Source organism: Microbacterium sp. CFBP9023 (assembly GCF_034045055.1).
Lineage (GTDB): Bacteria > Actinomycetota > Actinomycetes > Actinomycetales > Microbacteriaceae > Microbacterium.
Genome location: NZ_JAXCWI010000002.1, coordinates 706667 through 727399, shown reverse-complemented (window position 1 = coordinate 727399; position 20733 = coordinate 706667). Strand labels below are relative to the sequence as shown.

Here is a 20733-nt window from a genome sequence, read left to right as displayed (position 1 = left end):
CCGTGCACCGGGGAGCCACGATGGCAACGGACAAGCTGAACGCTGAGCTGGATCGAATATTCGGGGAGCGAGACCGCGAGAACACGGCGCCGACGATCGCGGCGCTTCGCCCGATCCTGGAGCAGCACCCGCACGATCCGCGTGTCCTCTACGAAGTCGGCGGCGCGTTCGATACGGCGGGCGAAGAGGTCATGGCGAAGGGTTACTACCGGCGCGCCCTCGAGAACGGACTCCACGGCGACATCCGCCGCCGGTGCTACCTGCAGTACGGGTCCACGCTGCGCAACCTCGGCGATCTGGAGAAGTCCGCGGAGGTGTTCAGGACGGCTCGCGAAGAGTTCCCTGGCGACGTGGCGCTGGGTGCATTCGAAGCGCTGACGCTGCATGCGCAGGGGCAGATGAGTGCAGCGTTGGGTAGTCTGCTCACGCTGCTCGCCGAGCACGTGCATGTCGATGAGCTCGAGCGGTACAAGGCAGCGATGCGCGGCAACGCCGACTACCTGGTATCGCTCGACGCGCATGAGTACCGTTGAACGCAGCGCGCATCGCACTGGACGGTGCACCGCCCTCGCGAGATGAGGGTCGCTCACTCTCGGGCCGAGATGGTGCGATCCTGAGTCTGTCAGCGGGCGCCGGGGGGCGTGCGCTGACATCGGGTGTGACGCCCGGCGGGCACCGGCGTCACCCGGGATGCCCCGCCAGCGTTACCTCCCTCGAGGCGGGGCATCCCACCCTAGGACGTCTCGCTCTCCGTAATCTCGCGCTTTCATTGCTTGAGCATCGCGACGGCCAGCTTGTGCTCGTCGTCGATCAGGTGGGAGTGGTCGTCGTCGCCGAGGTCGATGCGTACCCAGTCGATCGTTCCGGTGAACGCGTTGCCGGTCGCGCCGTAATCGGGTGAGACCGGCGATGCGAGGTCTTGGCCGACGTCGACGGTCTCGTCGAAGGTGAACTGGTAGGGGATCGTCTTCTCGATCCGACCTTCGCCGATCTTGTCTTCGCCGGCGAAGAGAGTGACCATGCCGCCTTTCGCGACGCCGCCTCCGTCGTAGGCGAAGTGTGCTCGCAACTCGCGGTCCCCAATTGGCGCAGGCTCGTCAGAGCGCACGATGTCGACGGTGATGCCGAGCAGGTTGTACGCGAACGCGAGAGCACCATCCGTCAGGTAGAACGACCAGCCTCCGTACGCGCCTCCTTGCGCGATGAGCACACCGTCAGCACCCGCGTCGGGGATCGATACCTGCGCGGTGACGGTCCACGACTTGTTCTTGATGTTGATCGTGGTGTTCTCGCTCATGCGCTTCATACCGGGATAGAACTTCTGCGTGTCGCTGACGACGAGTTGCGGCCGGCCGGCGATGTCCGGGTTCATCCGCTCGGCGGAGCGAATGTCGAGGGGGAGAACGTTGAAGCGTGCCGCCTGGATGAGGAACAGCCGCTGCAGGTGAGCGAGGCGTTCGGGTTCTTCGGCGGCGAGGTCGTTGGCCTGTGTCCAGTCTTGCTCGACGTTGTACAGCTCCCAGACGTCGTCGTCGAGGCCATGGGATGACGCGAGCCAGGGATCCTTATGCTTCGCGACCGCCGTCCAGCCCTTGTGGTAGATCGCGCGGTTGCCGATCATCTCGAAGTACTGGGTCTCGTGCTGCTCGGCCGCGTCGGCATCCGCGTCAGTGAAGGTGTAGTTCATCGCCGTGCCCTCGTAGGGGCGTTGGGTGACACCGTTGACGATGCTGGGCTCGGGGATTCCGGCGGCTGCGAGCACGGTGGGTGCGACGTCGATGACGTGGCTGAACTGGTTGCGGATGCCGCCCTTCTCCACTCCGCCGTTCGGCCAGCTGACGATCGTGCCGTTGCGGGTACCGCCCCAGTGGCTCGCTACCTGCTTGGTCCACTGGTATGGGGTGTCCATCGCGTGAGCCCACCCGACGGCGTAGTGGTTGTAAGAGCGCGGGGTGCCGATGTCGTCGATGTGATCGGCGACGTACTGTTCGGTCTCGATCTCGTTCATGTGGTTGATCGTGAAGCTCTCGTTGGTCGTGCCGTGCATCGACCCTTCGGCACTGGCGCCGTTGTCGCCGATGATCACGTAGACGAGGGTGTCGTCGAGGATGCCGAGCTCTTCGTAGGCATCGAGCAGCCGGCCGACGTGGTGATCGGCATAGGCGAGGAATCCGGCGTAGACCTCCATCTGGCGGGCGAGAGCGGGCTTGATCAGATCACTCATCTCGTCCCACGCGGGGATGCCCGGGCTGCGCTCGGTGAGTACGGCGTCGGGCGGGATGACGCCGAGCTCGAGCTGGCGCGCGAACGTTTCCTTGCGGATCTCGTCCCAGCCCTGGTCGAACTGTCCCTTGTACTTGTCGGCCCACTCCGCAGGCACATGGTGCGGTGCGTGGGTGGCGCCGGGGGCGAAGTAGGTGAAGAACGGCACGTCCGGGGCGAGGGACTTCTGCTCGCGGGCCCAGGCGATCGCTTTGTCGGTCATGTCGCCCATGAAGTGGTATCCGTCTTCGGGGGTGCCCCAGGGCTCCACGGGTGTGGTGTTCTCGTACAGGGCCGGGTACCACTGATTGGTCTCGCCCCCGATGAAGCCGTAGAAGTACTCGAAGCCGTTGCCGGGACTCGGCCATCCATCGAATGGGCCGATCGCGCTCGCCTGCCACACGGGCACCTCGTGGCACTTGCCGAACTGAGCCGTGTTGTAGCCGTTGAGCTTCAGCGTCTCAGCCAGCGGAGCGCAGCTGTTGGGACGCAGCGAACTGTAGCCGGGTGCGGAGGTGGCGATCTCGGTGATCCCTCCCATGCCGACTGTGTGGTGGTTGCGGCCGCTGAGCAGTGCCGCCCTCGTGGGTGAGCAGAGCGCCGTGGTGTGGAACCGGGTGTACTTCAGTCCAGCGGCCGCGACGCGCTCGAAGTTCGGGGTCTGCACGGGTCCGCCGAACGAGCTGGAAGCGCCGAATCCGGTGTCGTCGATGAGCACGATCAGGACGTTCGGGGAGCCTTCAGGGGGGCGCACCGGGGTGATCGGCGGGAACGTGGTGTCGGGGTCGGTCGCGTCGTAGGTGACCGTGCCCGTGTAGGCGAGGTCCGGGATCGGAAGAACAGAACGCTGCGCGTCGGACATCGCCACTCCCTGAAGTACGGCGAGCCGGTCTCGCCCTGTGCGGTCGAGCGTATGCGCCACGCGCGAGGCGGAAACGGGCGGGTCACCCTTCGAAGGTGAGGGGCGGGAACGCCCCGTCCCGCTAGGCCGCATCCTGTATCTGGCAGGCGGCGCCGGTGGCGTTGTCCGGCCGTTCCAGGCTCAGAACCATCTGCCGCCGAGAAGGAGCTTCTTGACGGCACTTCCACGAAAGCAGGATCCCCATGGCCGATCTCATCGTCATCGCATACGACTCCGAAGCGGACGCGGAAGCGGCGTACAACCGGGTGCAGGAGTTGCAGGGCGACCTCGTCGTAGAGCTCGCCGGGCTCGCACTCGTCAAGGTTGACGGCGAGGGTAAGACCAAGGTCGAATACCCCGGGACCACCGGCAAGGTGGGCGCCGGTGCCGCCGGCGGGGCTCTCTTCGGCGGACTGATCGGGATCCTCTTCTTCGTCCCCTTCGCGGGACTGATCTTCGGAGGACTCTTCGGTGCCCTGTTCGCGGGCCTGGACAAGACTGGCTTGGACGCCGAGTTCCGCAACCGCGTGAAATCGACGGTCACCGCCGGGAAGTCCGCCATCGTCCTCTACGCCGTGAAGCTCACCGAGGACAAGTTCGCCGCAGCGCTCGCTCCGTACAACGGCACCGTCGTGCAGACATCACTGTCGGAGGAAGACGAGAAGGAACTCATCCACGACCTGGGCTCGCACTGATCGATCGCTACGTGTGCGCTGAGGCGGTCGGCCCCAGATTCGTCGCGCGGGACGACGAATCTGGGGAGGCTGCTGCGCCATCCGTAGCCGACGCACCACCTCCGCAGCCGGCCCCATGCCTCTCAACGCCGGCGTCGGCGATGGGCGGCATCGTCACTCCACCTCGTTCGGGTAGGCCATGAACGATCCTCGTTCGGCGCCGGTCGAACGCCCAATCCAGTGGCATTGGACGATGTTCTTGCTCGGTGCGGTGTACGCCGTGCCCGCGATGATCGTCATGCCGTTCAGCCCAACAGCGGGGCTCGCTCTCGCGGTCGGGGTCATCCCGGTCGCCGCATTCGATCTTCCCGGCTACCGCAGAGGTCGACGCATCATCCCCCTCGTGGGGCTCCTCAGCGCTGTGGGGTTCCTGACCGGCTCTCTCTTGACGCAGGTGCCGTTCCTTGCGGTTTGCGCCATGTTCGGCCTCGCCGTCGGCTGCACCTGGTGGGCGCGGCAAGCTCGAGCGGGCGCGCTGGCGCTTGCGGTGGTTCTTCCACTCACGGGCATCGCGTTGTCCTATCGCGATCTCGCGGAAGGTGCCCTGATTGCCGTCCTCATGCTCGCTGGATCTCTCTACGCATGGGGCGTGGCGATGCTCTGGCCGGAGAGGCAGGTCGCCCCTCCTGCGCGTCCACCTACCCCGACGCGGCAGGAGGCGCTCACATACGGCGCCCTTCTCGGTATGGCAGCCGCGATCGCCGCGCTCCTCGGATACGTGCTCGAACTGGAGCACGTCGGCTGGGCGACGGGAACTGTCCTGCTGGTGATGCGACCCGGCCGAGAGCAACTCGTCTTGCGTGGTGTCGGGCGAGCAGCGAGCGTCGTGGCCGGAGCCTTCGCTGCGGCATACCTGGCCGGACTTGATCCCCCTGCCGCAGTCACGATCGCCACCGTCGGACTGGCGATCGCTGCCCTCGCCGCAACACAGGGCAGCCGGTGGTACATCGCTCCGGCGTTCACCACCTATCTCGCGCTCACGCTCATCTTGCAGGGCGCTGGAGAACGACCAGGACTCCGCTTTGCCGAGCGGGCACTCGAAACACTCATCGGCGTCGCCCTGGCACTGCTGTTCGGCGCCGTGATTCCCATCCTCATTCGAGCGGCGCGCACCGCTTCACAGAAGCAGGTCTCCGACGGTCAAGGGTCAGGTGCCTAGCTGGCGATCACTCAGTGAGCAGATCAGCTTAGAGCTGGGCGGCGCCCGCGGCGTCAAGCGCGAGGATCTCGTCTTCGGGCACCTTCCGCAGCCGCTTGCTGAACGCCGCTTTGGCCAGGAGGACTGCCTCGCGCTCGTTGTCGTTGATGACCTGACGCAGAGCGACCAGCTCGTCGGTGTCGTGCGGGGTCGTGCTGTAGGTGGGAGCCAACGGTGTCTCCTCGAGGTCGTGTGTGGGGTGAGCGTCGAGCGCAGGTCAGTCGATCTCGCCTGCCTTCAGCGCGCGCTTGATCGCTTTCATCGACCGCCAGGGTCGACCCTTCAGTGCGTCGTCCTGCGTGATGACGAGGGCGCGGATGTGCCGGGCGGTCTTCTTGCCGATCGGTTTCGGTTCAGGCATCGGGTCACTCATTCGAGGTCAGGGGGCGGTCGTAACGAGCGGGGTGGAGGCTCGCTGAGCAACTGAGGTTTGTGAGGTTGAAAACACGAAACCCCCCGAATCACGCGGATCGACGTGGACGCCGCATAGTGAGGTTTCTGAGGTTGGCGCGCGCTACCGAGGGCGGATCGCGCCCCTCGGATGCGCTCGAAATCCCCGAGATTCCGCGGAAGTCGGATCGGGGGTCATAAGGAGTGACGCCCCGACGGCGCTTGTGACTCCCGCGCTGGCGCGTGGCTAGCCTCGAGCGGTCATCCGGCGGATCTGCTCGGCGTATCCGTCGAGGACGTCAAAGATCCCGCGGTGCTGCCAGACGCGGTTGCGTCCCTGACCGGTCGTCTCGGTGAGCACCCCGCGATCGGTGAGTGTGTCCAGCGCGCGCAGCGCCGCCATCTCGCCGAGTCCGAGCGCGCTCATGAGGTACTTCGTGTTCACAGCCGGCTGGCCCACGAGCGCGGGAAGGACCTTCCAGACCGCAGCGTCGGAGCGGACGCCCTGGAGTAGAGCGCGGGACTCGTCCAGCTGCGCGACGAGATCGTCGACCAGCTGCGTCCCCGTGGACGCGGCGATGCGACTCGCCATGGCGAACTCGCGGATGATCGGGGCAGCGTCGCCGGCTCGGAAGGCGGTCAGCGCCTGGAAGTAGCGCCCGGAGTTCACGAGCAGTCCTGCAGAGATCGGTACGGCGGTGGAGCCGACGAGACCCTTGTTGCGCAGGATCGACTGCGCGAGCGCGCGGCCGGTGCGGCCGTTGCCGTCGACGAACGGGTGGATGGTCTCGAACTGGGCGTGCGCGACAGCGACCTGAACAAGCACGGAGATGTCCTGGCGCTTCACGAATCTGACCAGGTCACCGATCGCACCGGGAATCCGGTCGTGGTGGGGAGCTATGAACTCCGCCTGGCGGGGGCCGGCGTTGCCGGGGCCGATCCAGACCGGTTCTTGGCGGTAGAGACCTGCTTCGTGCTCGAGGCCGGGTTGGTGGCGCAGCAGAGCGTGGTGCATCTGCAGGATCGACTCCTCGGAGATCTCGTCCGAGAGCGCGAGGGCTGCCTCCATGGCGCGGACGTTCCCGATCGCCGTGAGCGCATTGGCCTTGTCGCCTTCATCGATCTCGGCGAGAGCGAGCTGCTTCGCCGACGTCGTCAGCTGCTCGATCTGTGAGCTGGACGCGGACTCTGTGCGCAGCAGGATCGCCGTCATCGGGCCCAGGGCCGGATTGTCGGTGCCCAAAGTGCGCCGCGCATGCTCGTCGAACGCGACCAGCTGGCGCGTGGCGTCTTCGACATCAGCGGTGTCTTCGCTGGGAACCTGCGGGCTCCACTCGGCGATCGGTGCTGTGACCGTCGCCTCATACGGCCCGGTCTGACGCACAACCTCGGCCCGCGAGAACATCTCCGGTGCCCGCGGCTTCCAGTCCAGGGTCTCGCTCGAGATGGCATCGATGGGGATGCGGGTGCTGGGCGAAGACGTGGGCATCACACCATGATACCAACACTTATGGAACTAGGTGTTGGTAGGGGGTGGCTCAACCCGCGTCTGGCGCGAAGAGCTATCTGCGGCGAGATCATCTCGCCGGATGAACTCGAGCGTCCCTCGGTCGTGAAGGTTCTACCTCGACGTTCGGCGAGAGCCTCGATCCGAAGCTCCTCCATGCCCTGTCGGATCTCCTGGAGACGTGCGAGACGCGCCTGGTCTGGTGGGTCGATCATGGTGCCTGTCGATGACCTTGAGCGGTACAAGCCCGCGATGCGCGGCAACGCGGAGTACCTCGTCACTCGATGTCTAGTTGAGTCTTGTGGGAATGGACTCGAGCGGGGATCCTGAATCTGCCGGATGGCGCCGGGGGCGATCATCTGGCCGGAGTGACTCCGGCGGGCATCGGCGTCACTCGGGGCGCCTCGCATCAGCGTTCCTCCCTCGCGCGAGGCGTCCCACATCCGTCCTCCGCGACGAGAGGCCCGGGAGGTCACAGCGGTGATGCCGTGTGTCGACGAAGCCAGCGGATCGCTGAGCTGTCGCCGCACCCAGATCGCACCGTCGAACAGCGCCACGGGCCGAGAGGCGGCGCTCGATCGAAGAAGAGCTGGGCCGGCCCCGACTCTCCGTAGTCGCGCCAAACTGATGTGGTCTCTGTGGCGACACAAAGGCCAAGGCCGGGTCTACCGGCTCGATCGGGTGAAGGGGCGGCGGACTGTGCTGACGCGAAGATTGACCGCAGATGAAGTGCGCAGTCACGCGCCGCGCCTCCTTGAGCTTCAGCACGAGGCGTACGCTGTCGAGGCTCGGCTGATCGGTGACGACCGCATTCCGCCGCTCCATGAGACGGCGTCCGACCTGCTTTCGGCTGGCTTGGAGTGGCTGGTCTGCGTCGACGAGAATCACCAGATCGCCGGCGCGGTGGGATACGTGATCGAGAATGACGTCGTCGACCTCGACCGTCTCATGATCGACCCCACCCATCACCGGAAAGGCCTGGGCGCCGCGCTGGTGGGGAAGGTCATGTCGCTCGCGCCCCAGACGGTCGTCGCGACCGGGCGCGACAATGCGCCAGCTCGAGCGCTGTACGAGTCCCTCGGCTTCGTGCACCAGTCGGATGCCGAGCCGATTCCCGGCCTCTGGGTCAGTCGCTACTCTCGCACCGGAGCGTGAGGCAGAGGCTCGTTCCGAGCCGTCAGTCGTCGGATGGCTCCGGGCGAGTCGACGGAGGTTCTCCGCGCGGCTCGTGAGGAGAACCCGGACGACGTGGGACTGGCGCTGGGGCGGCGTGCACGGCAGCCGCCCCAGCGGGTCACTGCCGGAGCATCGCCTGGTTGACGTGCTGTTGGGCGTGGTGGTCGGCATGATCGGGATGCAGATCCGGCTGCGAGTCGAAGTCGACACGGACGATCTTGCCGGTGAACTTCGCGATCGGTCCGTACTCTTCGGAGACCGGTGAACCTTTGTCCCATCCGATGTCGAACGTCTCGTCCATCGAGTACCCCACCGTGCACGTTCGGGGGATCTCTCCCTCGCCGACGACTGTGCCGTCGACCGTGATCCGACCGGAGCCGCCGGCGCCCAATGGCTCAGGCCCTGTCTTGTCGAAGACGTAGTCGATCGTGTGGCGGCCAGGACTGAGCGCTTCTGTTCCGCGGATGTACGTGAGCTCCGGCCCGGGGAAGTTGTAGCAGAACGTCGGAACCCCGTCGTTCAGATAGAGGCTCCAGCCCGAGGAGTCGCCGCCCATCGCGGCGATGGGGCCCGTCGCGCCACCTTCGGGGATCTCGACGACCGCGCTCATCGACCACGATCGGCTCAGGGTCAGCGGCGCCTCGAACGGTTGAACACGCACGGCCCCCTCGTACCAGGTGGTCTTCGGGCTCGCCGCGTAGAGTGCCTCCCGGTCGAGTGCGCGCGCCTGGAACCGGTCATCCAGCGGGAGCACCTGGTATTTGCCGGCCTCGGCCCACCACAGCGAAACCAGGTCGATGCACTTGCGGACATCGGGGTCGTCGAGGTTGCTGGCGTCTTTCCCCTCCATGAGGTTGTGCGCCTCCGCCGGGTCTTCGGCGACGTGGTAGAGCTCCCACTTGTCCTCATCGAAGGACCAGGCGGCGGCGTTCTCCCAGGGCTTGCGGCCGTGGTAAGTGACGACCTTCCAGCCGTCGTGATAGAGCCCGCGGTTGCCGAGCATCTCGAAATACTGGGTGACGTGCGTCGACGGTGCGTCCGGGTCGGCGTCGAAGGTGTACTGCATCGACTCGCCTTCGATCTCCGCCTGTTGCACGGTGTTCACGTAGCGCGGCGCTTCGACCCCGATGGCGTCGAGGATCGTCGGCACGATGTCGGTGACGTGATGGTATTGGTGCCGCAGCTCGCCGGCGGCGCTGATGCCTGCGGGCCAGTGGACGACCATGGGGTTCCGCACGCCTCCCCAGTGCGTGTACTGCTTGCACAGCTTGAATGGGGTGTTGCCGGCGAACGCCCACCCCACGGGGTAGTGGTTGTAAGACCCGGGTTGGCCGAGTTGATCGATGCGCTCGAGGTTCCGTTCCACCGTCTCCGGCGGTTCACCACTGAAGATCGTCACCGACTGCTCGTTGAAGAGACCGTTCAGAGTTCCTTCCCCGGAGGATCCGTTGTCGCCGACGAAGACGAACAGCAGAGTGTTCTCGAGCTGCCCTGTCTCCTCGAGGAAGTCCACCAGACGCCCGATCTGCTCATCGGTGTGCTCCATGTATCCGGCGTAGACCTCCGCCATCCGCGCGAAGAGCTTCTTCTCGTCCGCAGAGAGTGTGTCCCACTCGGGTACGCCCTCCAGCATCGGGGAGAGCTCGGCGGACTCGGGGACGATGCCCATGGCCTTCTGCCGCGCGAGAGTCTCCTCGCGGTAGGTGTCCCAGCCGGAATCGAACTTGCCTTTGTAGCGGTCGGCCCACTCCGGCCAGATGTGGTGGGGGGCGTGCATCGCCCCGAACGCCAGATACGTCAACCACGGCTTCTCCGGCGAGAGCGACTTGTGCTGGGCGATCCAGCTCATCGCGCGTTCGGTCAGGTCCTCGGAGAGGTGGTAGCCCTCTTCCGGCAGCTTCGGCTGGTCGATGGCTTCTCGGTCGATGAAGAGCTTCGGGTACCACTGGTCGGAGTCGCCGCCCATGAACCCGTAGAAGCGGTCGAACCCGAACACCGGGCCCGTCGGCCACCGGTCATAGGGGCCTGAGATTCCCGTCTCCTCGGACGGGGTGTTGTGCCATTTGCCGATGCAGAAGCTCGTGTATCCGTAGTCATGCAGCATCGCGGCGATCCCGGCCTTGTTCTGCGGCTGGCGGGCGTTGTATCCGGGGAAGCCGCTGGCCAACTCAGGGATGTTCGCCATGCCCACAGAGTGGTGGTTGCGGCCGGTGAGAAGACACGAGCGCGTCGGAGAGCAGAGCGCGGTCGTCGTGAAGGAGGTATACCGCAGCCCGCCGTCGGCGAGGCGGGAGATGTTGGGCGTGTGAATGAGACCACCGAAGGCGTCGATCCACCCGAACCCGATGTCATCGATCACGATGTACAGGACGTTCGGTGCCCCATCCGGAGCAGTCGGCGGCATCGGAAAGGCCGCCTCCGACTCTTCGTACGTCCGTCCGATCCGGCCCGGGAATCGCTCGCCCTCGTGATACGTCTTCATCGTGCTCTCCGATCGTCAAGATGCCGCCGAGCGCCGCTGGCATGTGACACTCGATCCCCCGACGGTCAGCGGCAGTTCAAGTTCTACCGAAGCGACCCGGGGCGATGGGAGGACGGTCACCCCAAAGGGGTGACGACCACCGTCGTGAAGACTTCACGCGGGCCGAGAGGGCTCTGACGCTGCGGTCCCGCGCTCACGCGCAGGATTCGTACGGCGGCTCGTCGAGGGTCGTCGCCGTCACGCCCCAGATGATGTCGGTTCCGGCGGTATAGGTCAGGAAGACCGAACCGGTGCCGGCTTCCGACTCGATCGCGAGATAGCGGCGATCGCCGACGCTCTCGACTTCGACCGCGTCGGGGTAGACGGCCAGCGCCTGGTCGAGCCGGGAACCGAGACCGATCCCCTCAGCGGTCAGCGGGCCGACGGCCGGCTTGCCTTCGAGGTCGACGGGTGAGGCGGACACCTGCACGAGGTCGACCACCGCGGGGTCCTGTTCTGAGACCTCGGGGCGCTTAACGGTGAGCATGTATCCGTCGGCCTCCGTGGACGCGAGCCACGGGCAGGCGTCAACCGGAGCGGCACCCGCCGCCGCCACGGCTTCGTCGTAAGGCGCGCCGAGTTCCACGTCTCCGATGCCCGATGGGCTGACGCCCGCGGCCGGCGTGGAGGATGCGCTGGGCGACGGACTCGGCGTCGGATCAGCGGATGCCGTCACCGTCTGCGTGACCGTCGGGGTGGGGGACGCGGGGGCTGCGCATCCGGCCAGCAGCGCAGCGACGACCGCCATCCCGAACACGGGCGAGAGGATGCGTGCACGGCGAACCTGGGGTCGTCTGGTGTCGATATCCATGCTTCGACGCTATCGGCGCGGTCGCGACCAGCCCGTCGATTCTCACGGGATTCCCAGATGCCCCGGCATCCGAAAGGCGCAGGCCTTCTGCTGTCCCCCTGAGCCCGTTCAGCGCTGAGGTCCGGGTCTCCTGCGGGGCGGCGTGGGCTCGGGAAAGTAGTGCACCTCTGTGGGCTCGCCTTCGGTGTGCGCCCGCGCGGTCGCCTGGATCTCACGGTCGCGACCGGTCAGTCTCTGGGTCTGCTGTCGTCGGTACTCTCCCCAGGAGGGGACCATGAAGGACTCGAGCAGCAGGTCCTGCTCTTCGCCGCTGCGGAGGAGCGTCCATCGATACCCGCCGGTTCGCCGCCGCGAACTCTCCACCAGTCGCATGGATTCTCGGAACGCGTCGATGCTGTCGGGTCGCACGGTGTAGGTGATCTGCACGAGAACGGGGCCGTCCGTCGGCTGGGGGTCGAGGACGAGAGTCGGGGTGGGCCATGACATCGAGACGGTCCGGTCGACGGTGCTCGTGCCCGGCAGCAGCGGCAGCCACATCACACTGGCTGCGATGACGACGAGCAGCGCCGCGGCCACGGCCAGCGACGTCGCCGTGCCGACTGCTCCGGCCAGGGCACCCCAGCCGAACGACCCGACGGCCATCGTTCCCATGAAGACGAGGATGTAGATCGATGCTCCTCGCGATCGCACCCACTGCGGGAGGGTCAATTGCAGTGCGGCGTTCAGCACGGTGAGCGTGCCGATCCAGGCGACCCCGGCGAGAACGAGCAGCGGCAGCATGGGGACGAACGGCAGCCATGCCGCGGCGAGCGTGCCGGCTGCGAACAGCACAGCGCTCACCGCGATCACCGCGTTGTCCGAGAACCTCTTCCGGGCGATGGGCAGAACGAAGATGCCGAGCACGGACCCGGCGCCGAGCGCTCCGAGCAGGAAGCCGTATCCGCTCGCTGTGAGGTCGAGCCGTTTGGCGGTCACGGGAAGCAGCGCCCACAGTGCGCTGGCGGGCAGGGCGAAGAGAGCGGACCTCAGAAGGATGCGGCGCACGAGGTGGGCGGATGAGACGTACCGGACTCCTGCCCGCAGCGCGGCCGTGAAAGGTTCCCTGTCGTCGAGTCCGCTCTGCGGCGGCCGTCGCCACCACAGAAGGGCGACGACTGCTCCGATGAAGCTGAGCGCGTTGATGCCGAAGACGACGGGCGCGCCGAACAGCGACAGCAGCACGCCAGCGAGCGCGGGGCCGACGGCGCGGGCACCGTTCACCGTGACGCCGCCGAGCGCGGAGGACGCGCCGATGAGCGGGCGGGGCACGAGTTCCGGTTGGATCGCCTGCCAGGCCGGGGACGTCAGCGTGGAGGTGATACCGAGCAGGAACGTGAAGCCGAGGATCGTCCACGGAGTGAGCTCGTTCAGGGCGGCGATGACGGTCAGCGCCGCGGCGATCACGGCGCTCGCCACCGACCCCCAGATCAGCAGTCTGCGGCGGTCGAGGGAGTCGGCGAGCACCCCCGCGGGGAGGGAGAACAGCACGGCCGGGGCCAGACTCGCCGTCTGCACGAGGGCGATGATGGTCGCGCTGGCCGCGGCGTCGACGAGGTACCACTGTGCGCCGACGGTCTGCATCCAGGTGCCGATGTTGCTGCCCAGCTGCGCGAACCACAGCACCCGGAATGCCGGGATGGCCAGCGGCGCCCAGGCGGAGACGGCGGCGGATCTCGGTGCCACAGGTCGAGAGGTCATCGGGTCTGCTGACATATCCGGCTGTCCTTCCGCAGAGCACATCGAGCCTGGCGCCTCGATGCAGATCGTATAGCCGGAGAACGCAGGCGGAGGTCGATCGGTCGATCTTTCGACTTTCGTCCGAAGGTCGGCACGCAGCGTTCCTATGCGCGGTCGAGCGGCCTCAGCCCTCGGCATCCGTCGCGGAGCCGAGCTCGGACGGGTGGGTGAGCCGCCACCACTCGGTGGGCGGATCGATGGTCCCTGCGATGGTCACCGGGGCAGTGACGGTGTTCGGTCCCGCAGTCCAGGTGACGGTCCCCACGGCCGTGCCGTCGCGGTAGGTGGGAGGGGTGTCGATGTCCATCGTCAGCTCGATCGGCGTGTCCGACCAGGTGAAGATCGATGCGTCCTCGCCGATGACCAGGGTGGCGGTAGACCCCCAGGGTGTCGAGATCGTTCCGATCTCCTGGCCCTCGCTCGCGACGGGCACCTGATGGAAGCCGGAGCGGATGCTCTCGAGCTCGGCGATCACGGTGGCATTCACCGACTCGCGCGATGATCCGCCGAGGACGACGCCGGTGATCGCGAGCGGATCGGGCGCGCCCACGTCGAGCGTCGCCGTGTACAGCAGGCTGTGCGTGCCCTCGCCGAGGTTGCCGGTCTTCAGTCCCGTGATCCCGGCGGTGCCGAGGAGGGCGTTCGTGTTGATCAGCTGACCGGCGCCGGGGATCGAGACCGAGGGGGTCGCGACGATCCGAGCGATCGCCGGATGCGCGGCGGCGAGCTTCGCGATGGCCAGCAGATCGGCGGGCGTGCTCGTGTTGCGCGGACTGATGCCAGTGGGCTCGGTGACCGTCGTTCCGGTGAGGCCGTGGGATGCGAGCCAGGCGCGCGTCGCACTGAGGAAAGCGCTCCGCGACCCGAAGATCCGGGAGGACAGCGCGTCGGCGTAGTTGCTCGCGGAGGGGATGAGCATGACGGCCAGGGCATCATGCAACGACATCGAGGTGCCGGTGGGCATCGGAGCGATGGTCGCGCCCTGCACGTAGTACTGGTCGTAGAGGTCGTGATCGGCCTTGCCGAAAGTGATGGTCGGTCCGGGGTCGTCTGCGGAGGCGAGCGGTGACGCATCGAGGATGACGAGGGCGGTGATGAGCTTGGTGATGCTCGCGATCGGGAGCGGCTCGCCCGTCCCCGTCGCCGACCACGTGCCGCTCGCCCCCTCGCCCAGGTACGCGTCGGCGCCGGACACGCTGATCGCCGATGCCGCAGCCGTATGCGTGGCGACGGCAGCCGCGTCGCCGACAGGGACCTGCGGTGCGCGTGCGGTCACGGCCGGCGGATCCACCGGAGCCGTGAGTGCCCACCCGACGTACCCTCCGGTCACGGCCAGCACCAGGACCACGCAGACGGCGGTGATGATGAGTCCTCGTCGCCGGCGTCTTCTGTGCACCGCGGGGTCGACCCGATCACCGCTGAACTCCTGCTCATGCGCCATGAGCTCCGCGAAATCGGACAGCCCATCCACCGGCTGCCCGGGTGCCGTCATCGAGAGCCCCTCATCGCGTCCACCCGTCGCTCGCATTCCGCAGAAAAGGCCATCCTCTCGTATGCCGGCATCCTCCGGTATCCGCCGTTCGGGGGACAGCAACCGGTTGAAAGCCGAACGGCGATCCGATGGACTGACGGGATGCGATCGACGACTCCGATGCCGGGCAACCCCTGGCCGCACGACATGTCCATCACCGTGGAGGACAGGCCACAGCTCCTGCTCGAGTTGCTCTGGATTCGAGAGGCGCACGATCTGCGTCCTGTCGGCGAGACGCTGCCGCCGAGGCTGATCGAGACGCCTGCGGCTGCGGCGAACCCGGTGGATGCCGTCACCCGCGACCGCTGGTCGGCAGCCTGGTCGCGGATCTGGGAGGACGTGCTCGCTCACGCCGCCGTCGAACCCGACCGGGGGCTGCTCGACGCGGTGTTCAGCTCAGACCTGAGCTCGACGGAGCGGGAGCGCCTTCTGCGCGAGCTCGTCGGGCCAGCATGGCGAGACGACTTCGGCGGCGATGTCTTCGACGATGAGGCATATCGGGACTGGGAGCGGCGCGGCTTCGATTCTCACGTCGAGACACGACCGACGACGCTCGCCGAGAGTCCCGAGCATCGATGCGTCGAGGCGCTCGCGGATGCCTGGCGTCGCGGCCTGCTGAAGGTCGTGACCATCCCGTGCCGCGAGTTGCACGTGCGACAGATCGGCCCTCACGCGCTGTTGGTCACTGATGAGGTGCGCAGCGACAGCGCGTCGTATCGGTCGGCTCTGGGCTCGTTCGCTCCGAAGAGGTGAGCGACCTCTCTGCGTCAGTCGGGAAACGACGAGCGGAGGTTCCGCAACCCTAGGATTGCCAAGGAGACCGGAAGCTCGCTCTCATGCGGCGCCGACGGGGCGCCGTCCGACGAATCAGGGGAGCCTCAGGATGAAGACCGCAATCGAACGTCCCCGCAGCATCTGGCTCGCCCTCGGGGTCGTGGTGTTCTACGTGCTGTGCGCGTGGGGGCTCGGGAACCTTCTCGGCGGACTGGCCAGCGAGGACGATCCTCTGGCTGAGTTCTCCCTCGGCCACTTCATCCCGCTCGCCGTCGCAATCGGCGGCATCCTGCTGTTCCTGCGCTGGACCCGTTGGGGTGCTGACGTGTGGCGAGAGCGCCCCACCCCGACGCTCACCCCGCGCCGCTGGTGGCTGATCGCCATCCCGGTCCTTGCCGTCGCCATTCCGGTGATCGAGATGTTCGACGTGCCCTGGGCCGAGCGCTCGCTCGGACTCCTGATCGTGCTGGCGCTCGGCACGCTGATGGTCGGCTTCGGGGAGGAGCTCGCGATCCGCGGTGTCCTTCTCGCGGCCGTGCGAGCACGCTTCGGAGAATTCTCGGTGTTCTTGATCACCTGCTTCGTGTTCGCTCTCGCCCACATTCCGGGGTACCTGTTCATCGATCTGCCGCCCTTCATCATCGCCTTCAACGTGATCGCGCTCATGTCCGCCGGTGCGACGTACTACTGGATCCGGCGCGTCACCGGACGCATCTGGGTCGCGATGATCGTTCACGCACTCACCGACTGGGTCCTCTACGTCGGGGACGCGGACGGGCCGCCGTCCGCATCGGTCCCCGTGCAGCATTCGCCTGCGGACGACTCGGGGACCGGAGCGCTCGGGTACGTGGAGAGCCTGCTTCTGATCCTGCTGGCGATCAGCGTCATCAGCGTCATTCGGGAGAGCCGACGCGACAAGCGCAACGCGCTCAGCGACGGCACGGGGGTCTAGGCAGCGACGGATCTCACGTCGCGTCCCGCGCTCTGGCAGGCTTCTGGCATGCATGTGACGATCACTCCGGCGCCCTCTGCGACGTGGGAACGCTACCGAGACCTTCGGCTGGCCGCGCTCGCAGAGTCCCCGGAGATGTTCGGGTCGACGCTGCAGCGGGAGTCCGCGTTCGGCGACGACGTCTGGCGGAGCCGTTCGACTCATCCCGGAGCATTCATCGCGAGCATCGATGGCGAGGACGTCGGGATCGGCGGCGTCTACGACATGAGTGGCCGCTGGGTGGTCAACGGGGTCTGGGTCGCACCGGCGCGCCGGGGTCAGGGAGCCGTCGACGCGCTGATGGTCGCCTGCGTGGACTATGTCTCCTCCCGCGGAGCGGACACGATCCATCTCGGTGTGATGGAGAGCAACCCCCGGGGGATCGCGGCGTATACGCGCCTGGGATTCGCGCCCGATGGGACGAGCGAGACGCTCCCCGACGGACGGATCGAGATCATGATGTCGCGGCCCGTGGTCACGGGCGGGGCCGAACATCCCGGCAAAGGGTCGCCTTCGGACTGAGGTATCGGGAGTCCGAGCTAGTCGCGGTCGGCGTCGATCAGCTCGAGGAGTTTGCGCAGCTCGTCGCGGATCTCGGTGTGGTCGTACTGCCCGGCACGGCTCTCACCGGAGATGACTCCCGAGCGGCGTACCGAGCGGAGATCCCCGAAGGGGAAGGAGTACGCCTTCTTCGTCTCGGGGTTCTCGCTCTTGTCGATGCCCAGGTGCCAGTGGGAGAACTCGGTCCATCCGTGCTGCTCGATGAAGCGGTTCTCGTCGTCAGCGCTGGGCGCGGCCTCCGACCAGTCGTCGCGCTCGTCGCGGACGACCTTGCCGTCGCGGACCAGCGAGCGGGCGTGTTCGAGGGCGGGGTGATTCAGTTCAATAGCCATGCGCAGACGCTAGGACGGAGAGCGGCACCGTCGAACCCCCTTGACGCACCGGGCGGGAGCATCCTCCTCAGTCGGCGTCGGCCGAGAAGACGGGGCTGAGGAAGCGGCGCTCGTAGCGGCGGATGCATTGGGTCCTGCGCGCGAACTCGAAGGCCTCGATGCACTCGGGGTCGGTCTTCGATGCCGTGCGGTAGACCTCGTACTCGGCCAACGAGGGGAACGTGAACAGCGCGAACGCCTCATCGCTGTCGCCTTCGCTCGGCATGAAGTAGCCGTGGTGGGTTCCGCCGTGCTTCGCCACCAGACGGATCCATGCCCTGCCGTACTCGGTGAAGTCGTCGAGCTTGTCGGGGTCGATCTCGTAGCGCAGGTGAACCGTGATCATGTCCTTGATCTTGCCAGAGCCGGACCGCGCGTTCCGATCGTCACTCCGCCGCCGCTGCGGCGCTCCGCTCCTGTTCTGAATTCGGCGTCCAGCCGAACCAGCCGTCAGCGCTCTGCACCACGCTCCAGTCGCCGCAGGCGAAGACCGTCTTCACCGTGTACGGGTCCGGGGCGTCGTCGAGCACCCAGGCGGGGGCCGACTGCCGCTCCACCTCGACGCAGTCCTCGCCGAGCGCGGAATCGCTGGTGAGCAGGATGACGGCATCCGGGGCATCCTCGATCGTCGACGTCCGCACGGTGATCGCGGTGCCGTCCGCAGGCAGCCAGTCCACGTCGACCTCTGCGCCGTCGTCGAACGCTGCGACGTCGTCGAAGGTCGACGTGGCCTGCTTGTGGACGATGCTGTCGTACGCGGCGCATCCGGAGAGAGTGAGCGCCCCCGCGAGGAGCAGAGCAGATGCGGCCAGTGCGATTCGTGCGTTCATGTCTCCAGCCTCGCTGGATCGCCGCGCTGCGGCATCGTGCAAGCGAGGTATCGGCATCCGCCTGGAGGATGATCCGGAGCCCGCCCGGAATCTCGAAGGTACGCTGAGGGCATGGGTGATCAATCGCCGACGCCTGTTCGCCCGCTCTGGGCGAGCGTGGCAGACGGCTTCTACGTGGGCAGCCAGGACGGCTCCTTCCTCGGCTACGTCGACCGTCTGTCCGACGGCGTCTGGCGCGCATTCGATGCGGCCTCGCGCTCCATCGGCGACTTCGCGGACCACCATCGAGCGATGGCGGCGGTGACGGCCACCGTCGAGGTCGGCGCGCATCGGTCGGCTCACCACGGCGGGGACGGGGTGCGGAATGACTGAACAGAATCCGCTTGTCTCGCTCGTCTACTGCAGCAGCGCCACGCAGCCGTTCGGCGAACACGAGCTCGGTGAACTGCTGGCAGTGAGTCGCGCCCGCAACAGCGACCGCGACATCACCGGCATGCTGCTCTACCGCGGCGGAGAGTTCGTGCAGATCCTCGAGGGGCCCAGGTCTGACGTCGAAGCGTTGATGGAGACGATCGGCCGCGACCCGCGCCACACGGATGTCCGCGTGCTGATCGAAGAGCCGCTGCACGAACGGCGCTTCCGGGACTGGACGATGGGATATCAGTCCCTCGTCGCTCCCGAGCCTGGAACGGCCTCGGGATATCGCGACTCGTTCGACGATCTCCGCATGGGCGATCACGACATGATCGGTCGCGCGATCATGGAGCTGACGCTGTGGTTCCGAGTGCGTGAGTCGGCCAGTCGGCAGCCCGTCGAGAGCGAAGCCCGGTCGCGCTAGCCGTCATCTGAGGCGGATGAGCACGCTCGCCGCGCCACCACCCGGTGTCACCCCGGCAGGGTGAGGTCGTCAGGACCGCGTTCGACGTGCCGATGCTCCAGTTCCTCGGACGCCATGACTGGACGACTCCCACGCCACCCGTCGAACGGTGGATCGAACGCGTGTCCACTCCGTCGACGCACGTCGTCTGGTTCGAGAACTCCGCCCACCTCTGCATGCTCGAGGAGCCGGGGAAGTTCGTCGTGAGCCTCGTGGAGCTGGCACTGCCGCACGCGGACACCGCCTGATCCGGCGGGCGGCGCTCGCCGCGGAATGATCAGACCCCGTGCGGCCATCCGGTGTATGCCTCTGCGAGGAAGGTGCGACCTGCCTCCGACTCGACGACCGAGCGCAGCTCCCCGACCTGTCGACGCTGATCGAACGCGGATGCATCCGACGCGGTGTGCAGCATGCTCGTCATCCACCACGAGAAGTGCTGGGCCTTCCAGATGCGGCGCAGTGCGGTGTCGGCGAACGCATCGATGAGACGCGTGTCGTTCTCGAGCAGCAGGGCCCGCAGCGCCCGGTCGAGCAGCACGACATCGGCGACGGCGAGGTTCATGCCCTTGGCGCCGGTCGGGGGCACGGTGTGCGCGGCGTCGCCGACGAGCACGGCGCGTCCGTGGCGCAGCTCGTGCGCGACGAAGCTGCGGAAGCGCAGAACGTCCCTCTGGAAGATGGGACCCTCGGTCAGGGCCGTCCCGGGAACGCGCGCCTGCAGGGTGTCCCAGATCTCGGCTTCGGAGACGGCATGCGGGTCGGCTTCGGGGTCGCACTGGAAGTACATGCGCTGCACGGTCGCGCTGCGCTGACTGATCAGCGCGAATCCGTCGGGGGAGTTGCTGTAGATCAGCTCGTCGGAGCTCGGCGGCGCTTCGCACAGGATGCCGAACCACGCGAACGGGTACTCCCGGAAGGATCCGCCGGAGGAGGAGCCTGTGACAGCGGGGCGCACGACGCTGCGCGAGCCGTCGGCTCCGACCACGAACTCGGCCTCGATGCGCAGATCGGTGCCGTCCGCTGAGGTCGCGGTCACCCAGGGGTGATCGCTCTCGACGTCGCCGACGGCAGTGGCCTCGGTCTCGAATCGGAGATCCTGACCTGCGGCGAGCCGCGCGGCGATCAGATCCTTCAGAGCCTCGTGCTGCGGATACAGCCAGACGCTGCGGCCGGTGAGGGAGGGGAAGTCGATGCGATGACCTTCGCCCTCGAAGTGAAGCTCGATGCCGTCGTGCCGGTTGCCGACCGTCAGCACCCGGTCGCTCGCCCCGGTCTCGCTGAGCACCCGGACGGTCTCCTGCTCGAGGATGCCGGCGCGGATCGTGGACTCGATCTCGTCGCGGCCGCGTCTGTCGAGGATGATCGACTCGATGCCGGCATCGGCCAGCAGGTGCGAGAGCAGGAGCCCGGCGGGGCCGGCGCCGACGATGGCGACCCGGGTGCGGACGGTGATGGTCATGGCGTCTCCTTCGACGGATGTGTCGCCAGCCATTGTGGGCGCCTGGGCGCGGCACCCAGCGAG

The 20733-nt window shown here is 67.0% G+C and carries 23 protein-coding genes; 10 read left to right on the top strand and 13 right to left on the bottom strand.

The annotated features are described in order from the left end of the window. Window positions 1-20 precede the first annotated feature (20 nt). Window positions 21-533 carry a tetratricopeptide repeat protein gene (locus tag SOM10_RS14115; protein ID WP_320490617.1) on the top strand — a complete coding sequence of 171 codons (513 nt, stop codon included), beginning with the start codon at window positions 21-23 and terminating at the stop codon, window positions 531-533. Between the two features lie 233 nt (window positions 534-766). On the opposite strand, the gene SOM10_RS14110 is transcribed toward SOM10_RS14115, so the two are convergent. Continuing rightward, window positions 767-3124 (bottom strand): arylsulfatase, encoded by a 2358-nt coding sequence (locus SOM10_RS14110; protein ID WP_320490616.1) that lies wholly within the window; start codon window positions 3122-3124, stop codon window positions 767-769. Window positions 3125-3366: 242 nt separating this feature from the next. On the opposite strand from SOM10_RS14110, the gene SOM10_RS14105 reads away from it, so the two are divergent. Continuing rightward, window positions 3367-3858 (top strand): DUF1269 domain-containing protein, encoded by a 492-nt coding sequence (locus SOM10_RS14105; protein WP_201471033.1) that lies wholly within the window; start codon window positions 3367-3369, stop codon window positions 3856-3858. Window positions 3859-4011: 153 nt separating this feature from the next. On the opposite strand, the gene SOM10_RS14100 is transcribed toward SOM10_RS14105, so the two are convergent. Next, on the bottom strand, window positions 4012-4137 hold the full coding sequence (locus SOM10_RS14100) for a hypothetical protein (RefSeq protein ID WP_320490613.1): 126 nt from the start codon (window positions 4135-4137) through the stop codon (window positions 4012-4014). Between SOM10_RS14100 and SOM10_RS14095 the strand changes: the two genes are divergently transcribed. Continuing rightward, entirely contained in the window at window positions 4136-5056 is a 921-nt protein-coding gene (locus SOM10_RS14095; protein WP_320490612.1) for an FUSC family protein, read from the top strand. The two genes, SOM10_RS14100 and SOM10_RS14095, sit on opposite strands and share 2 nt — an antisense overlap. Window positions 5057-5084: 28 nt before the next feature. Here SOM10_RS14095 and SOM10_RS14090 read toward each other — a convergent pair whose 3' ends face one another. The 3 genes from SOM10_RS14090 to SOM10_RS14080 all read right to left on the bottom strand — a co-directional run bounded on the left by SOM10_RS14090 (window position 5085) and on the right by SOM10_RS14080 (window position 6974). Beyond that, the gene (locus tag SOM10_RS14090; protein ID WP_320490611.1) at window positions 5085-5267 is read right to left on the bottom strand and encodes a hypothetical protein; all 183 of its coding nucleotides are present in this window, start codon (window positions 5265-5267) and stop codon (window positions 5085-5087) included. A 45-nt stretch (window positions 5268-5312) separates the two neighbouring features. Continuing rightward, a complete protein-coding gene (locus tag SOM10_RS14085) occupies window positions 5313-5456 on the bottom strand; it encodes a hypothetical protein (protein WP_320490610.1) in 144 nt (47 codons plus the stop codon). A 276-nt stretch (window positions 5457-5732) separates the two neighbouring features. Next, window positions 5733-6974 carry a Fic family protein gene (locus SOM10_RS14080; RefSeq protein WP_320490608.1) on the bottom strand — a complete coding sequence of 414 codons (1242 nt, stop codon included), beginning with the start codon at window positions 6972-6974 and terminating at the stop codon, window positions 5733-5735. A 645-nt stretch (window positions 6975-7619) separates the two neighbouring features. On the opposite strand from SOM10_RS14080, the gene SOM10_RS14075 reads away from it, so the two are divergent. Further along, window positions 7620-8147, top strand: coding sequence for a GNAT family N-acetyltransferase (locus SOM10_RS14075; protein ID WP_320490607.1), 528 nt, complete (start codon window positions 7620-7622; stop codon window positions 8145-8147). A gap of 139 nt (window positions 8148-8286) precedes the next feature. On the opposite strand, the gene SOM10_RS14070 is transcribed toward SOM10_RS14075, so the two are convergent. The 4 genes from SOM10_RS14070 to SOM10_RS14055 all read right to left on the bottom strand — a co-directional run bounded on the left by SOM10_RS14070 (window position 8287) and on the right by SOM10_RS14055 (window position 14768). Further along, entirely contained in the window at window positions 8287-10650 is a 2364-nt protein-coding gene (locus SOM10_RS14070; RefSeq protein WP_320490606.1) for an arylsulfatase, read from the bottom strand. 193 nt (window positions 10651-10843) lie between these two features. Further along, window positions 10844-11500, bottom strand: a complete 657-nt coding sequence (locus tag SOM10_RS14065; RefSeq protein WP_320490605.1) for a hypothetical protein — start codon at window positions 11498-11500, stop codon at window positions 10844-10846. Window positions 11501-11608: 108 nt separating this feature from the next. Continuing rightward, window positions 11609-13237, bottom strand: a complete 1629-nt coding sequence (locus tag SOM10_RS14060) for an MFS transporter (protein WP_320490604.1) — start codon at window positions 13235-13237, stop codon at window positions 11609-11611. A 163-nt stretch (window positions 13238-13400) separates the two neighbouring features. Further along, complete coding sequence (locus SOM10_RS14055) at window positions 13401-14768, bottom strand: D-alanyl-D-alanine carboxypeptidase (RefSeq protein WP_320490603.1); 1368 nt, start codon at window positions 14766-14768, stop codon at window positions 13401-13403. 141 nt (window positions 14769-14909) lie between these two features. Here SOM10_RS14055 and SOM10_RS14050 point away from each other — a divergent pair, with 141 nt between their 5' ends. The 3 genes from SOM10_RS14050 (at window position 14910) to SOM10_RS14040 (ending at window position 17094) form a co-directional block, all read left to right on the top strand. Further along, entirely contained in the window at window positions 14910-15560 is a 651-nt protein-coding gene (locus SOM10_RS14050; protein WP_320490602.1) for a hypothetical protein, read from the top strand. Window positions 15561-15690: 130 nt separating this feature from the next. Then, window positions 15691-16533, top strand: coding sequence for a type II CAAX endopeptidase family protein (locus SOM10_RS14045; RefSeq protein WP_320490601.1), 843 nt, complete (start codon window positions 15691-15693; stop codon window positions 16531-16533). A 48-nt stretch (window positions 16534-16581) separates the two neighbouring features. After that, window positions 16582-17094: a GNAT family N-acetyltransferase gene (locus SOM10_RS14040; protein ID WP_320490599.1), complete on the top strand. Its 513-nt coding sequence runs from the start codon at window positions 16582-16584 to the stop codon at window positions 17092-17094. Window positions 17095-17111: 17 nt separating this feature from the next. On the opposite strand, the gene SOM10_RS14035 is transcribed toward SOM10_RS14040, so the two are convergent. From SOM10_RS14035 to SOM10_RS14025, 3 genes are all read right to left on the bottom strand, one after another. Next, the gene (locus SOM10_RS14035) at window positions 17112-17465 is read right to left on the bottom strand and encodes a hypothetical protein (protein ID WP_187250164.1); all 354 of its coding nucleotides are present in this window, start codon (window positions 17463-17465) and stop codon (window positions 17112-17114) included. A gap of 67 nt (window positions 17466-17532) precedes the next feature. Continuing rightward, complete coding sequence (locus tag SOM10_RS14030; protein WP_053097674.1) at window positions 17533-17850, bottom strand: NIPSNAP family protein; 318 nt, start codon at window positions 17848-17850, stop codon at window positions 17533-17535. Between the two features lie 40 nt (window positions 17851-17890). Further along, entirely contained in the window at window positions 17891-18334 is a 444-nt protein-coding gene (locus tag SOM10_RS14025; RefSeq protein ID WP_320490597.1) for a hypothetical protein, read from the bottom strand. Window positions 18335-18445: 111 nt separating this feature from the next. Here SOM10_RS14025 and SOM10_RS14020 point away from each other — a divergent pair, with 111 nt between their 5' ends. Genes SOM10_RS14020 through SOM10_RS14010 form a run of 3 tightly spaced genes read left to right on the top strand, consistent with a single transcriptional unit; the run spans window position 18446 to window position 19459 of the window. Continuing rightward, window positions 18446-18706, top strand: coding sequence for a hypothetical protein (locus SOM10_RS14020; RefSeq protein WP_053097671.1), 261 nt, complete (start codon window positions 18446-18448; stop codon window positions 18704-18706). Next, window positions 18699-19172, top strand: a complete 474-nt coding sequence (locus tag SOM10_RS14015) for a BLUF domain-containing protein (protein ID WP_320490596.1) — start codon at window positions 18699-18701, stop codon at window positions 19170-19172. The genes SOM10_RS14020 and SOM10_RS14015 overlap by 8 nt, the downstream gene beginning before the upstream one ends. Before the next feature lie 44 nt (window positions 19173-19216). After that, window positions 19217-19459: an alpha/beta hydrolase gene (locus SOM10_RS14010; RefSeq protein ID WP_320490595.1), complete on the top strand. Its 243-nt coding sequence runs from the start codon at window positions 19217-19219 to the stop codon at window positions 19457-19459. A gap of 29 nt (window positions 19460-19488) precedes the next feature. Here SOM10_RS14010 and SOM10_RS14005 read toward each other — a convergent pair whose 3' ends face one another. Continuing rightward, the gene (locus tag SOM10_RS14005) at window positions 19489-20670 is read right to left on the bottom strand and encodes a 4-hydroxybenzoate 3-monooxygenase (protein ID WP_320490594.1); all 1182 of its coding nucleotides are present in this window, start codon (window positions 20668-20670) and stop codon (window positions 19489-19491) included. Window positions 20671-20733: the final 63 nt, after the last annotated feature.

Coding starts and splice junctions, on each gene's coding strand:
- SOM10_RS14020 (WP_053097671.1), top strand. CDS start 18,446: ATGGGTGATCAATCGCCGACGCCTGTTCGCCCGCTCTGGGCGAGCGTG.
- SOM10_RS14080 (WP_320490608.1), bottom strand. CDS start 6,974: ATGCCCACGTCTTCGCCCAGCACCCGCATCCCCATCGATGCCATCTCG.
- SOM10_RS14005 (WP_320490594.1), bottom strand. CDS start 20,670: ATGACCATCACCGTCCGCACCCGGGTCGCCATCGTCGGCGCCGGCCCC.
- SOM10_RS14100 (WP_320490613.1), bottom strand. CDS start 4,137: ATGACGATCATCGCGGGCACGGCGTACACCGCACCGAGCAAGAACATC.
- SOM10_RS14035 (WP_187250164.1), bottom strand. CDS start 17,465: ATGGCTATTGAACTGAATCACCCCGCCCTCGAACACGCCCGCTCGCTG.
- SOM10_RS14030 (WP_053097674.1), bottom strand. CDS start 17,850: ATGATCACGGTTCACCTGCGCTACGAGATCGACCCCGACAAGCTCGAC.
- SOM10_RS14105 (WP_201471033.1), top strand. CDS start 3,367: ATGGCCGATCTCATCGTCATCGCATACGACTCCGAAGCGGACGCGGAA.
- SOM10_RS14055 (WP_320490603.1), bottom strand. CDS start 14,768: ATGACGGCACCCGGGCAGCCGGTGGATGGGCTGTCCGATTTCGCGGAG.
- SOM10_RS14065 (WP_320490605.1), bottom strand. CDS start 11,500: ATGGATATCGACACCAGACGACCCCAGGTTCGCCGTGCACGCATCCTC.
- SOM10_RS14095 (WP_320490612.1), top strand. CDS start 4,136: ATGCCGTTCAGCCCAACAGCGGGGCTCGCTCTCGCGGTCGGGGTCATC.
- SOM10_RS14040 (WP_320490599.1), top strand. CDS start 16,582: ATGCATGTGACGATCACTCCGGCGCCCTCTGCGACGTGGGAACGCTAC.
- SOM10_RS14075 (WP_320490607.1), top strand. CDS start 7,620: ATGTGGTCTCTGTGGCGACACAAAGGCCAAGGCCGGGTCTACCGGCTC.
- SOM10_RS14060 (WP_320490604.1), bottom strand. CDS start 13,237: ATGACCTCTCGACCTGTGGCACCGAGATCCGCCGCCGTCTCCGCCTGG.
- SOM10_RS14115 (WP_320490617.1), top strand. CDS start 21: ATGGCAACGGACAAGCTGAACGCTGAGCTGGATCGAATATTCGGGGAG.
- SOM10_RS14050 (WP_320490602.1), top strand. CDS start 14,910: ATGCGATCGACGACTCCGATGCCGGGCAACCCCTGGCCGCACGACATG.
- SOM10_RS14110 (WP_320490616.1), bottom strand. CDS start 3,124: ATGTCCGACGCGCAGCGTTCTGTTCTTCCGATCCCGGACCTCGCCTAC.
- SOM10_RS14025 (WP_320490597.1), bottom strand. CDS start 18,334: ATGAACGCACGAATCGCACTGGCCGCATCTGCTCTGCTCCTCGCGGGG.
- SOM10_RS14070 (WP_320490606.1), bottom strand. CDS start 10,650: ATGAAGACGTATCACGAGGGCGAGCGATTCCCGGGCCGGATCGGACGG.
- SOM10_RS14085 (WP_320490610.1), bottom strand. CDS start 5,456: ATGCCTGAACCGAAACCGATCGGCAAGAAGACCGCCCGGCACATCCGC.
- SOM10_RS14015 (WP_320490596.1), top strand. CDS start 18,699: ATGACTGAACAGAATCCGCTTGTCTCGCTCGTCTACTGCAGCAGCGCC.
- SOM10_RS14045 (WP_320490601.1), top strand. CDS start 15,691: ATGAAGACCGCAATCGAACGTCCCCGCAGCATCTGGCTCGCCCTCGGG.